The following is a 533-nucleotide window of genomic DNA, read 5'->3' on the forward strand; positions in this document are numbered from 1 at the left end:
GGTCGTTCAAGCAGCCTCGATGCTGTCCCGAAAGCTGTCACTCCTGCGGACCTCAGCACACTTCAGTCGGGGGCGACCGCCATGACGATGCTCGAGGTTTATTTGCCTCCAAAAATTCCAACACCGCTGCATTGAAATCCGCCGGCCGCTGCACCGGCGCAAAATGGGTGACGCCCGGCAGTTCCACCAGCCGTGCATCGGGAATGGCTTCTGCAATATAGCGCGCATGATGGGGGCGGATAAACTCGTCACTTGCCGCCCATGCTACAGTGACGGGCACGCTAATAGCACCCAGGTCCGCTGGCGAATAATTTGGCTGGCTACCCTGCATCTCCTGCAGCGCTGCGCTCATCATGTCGAAACGCTCAGGCGCGGGCGAGAGCATGGCATAATCCTTCCGGTGGCGTTTTAGGCAATTGCCGATCACTTCGGTCATTTCGAACGGCCAGGCGCCACTTGCATCTACATTGCACGCAAAAAAGAAAACGCCAGCCACCCGTTCCGGATGCGCCCTGGCTAACGCCAGGCCAGTG

The 533-nt window shown here is 58.9% G+C and carries 1 protein-coding gene; it reads right to left on the reverse strand.

All coding sequences use genetic code 11. From position 1 onward, the window contains the following. Window positions 1-52 precede the first annotated feature (52 nt). The coding region (locus WH91_RS21295) for an alpha/beta fold hydrolase (RefSeq protein ID WP_046173025.1) at window positions 53-533 on the reverse strand (481 nt) is incomplete at its 5' end.

It is taken from the genome of Devosia psychrophila (genome assembly GCF_000971275.1).
In the GTDB taxonomy this organism is placed as follows: Bacteria; Pseudomonadota; Alphaproteobacteria; order Rhizobiales; family Devosiaceae; genus Devosia; species Devosia psychrophila.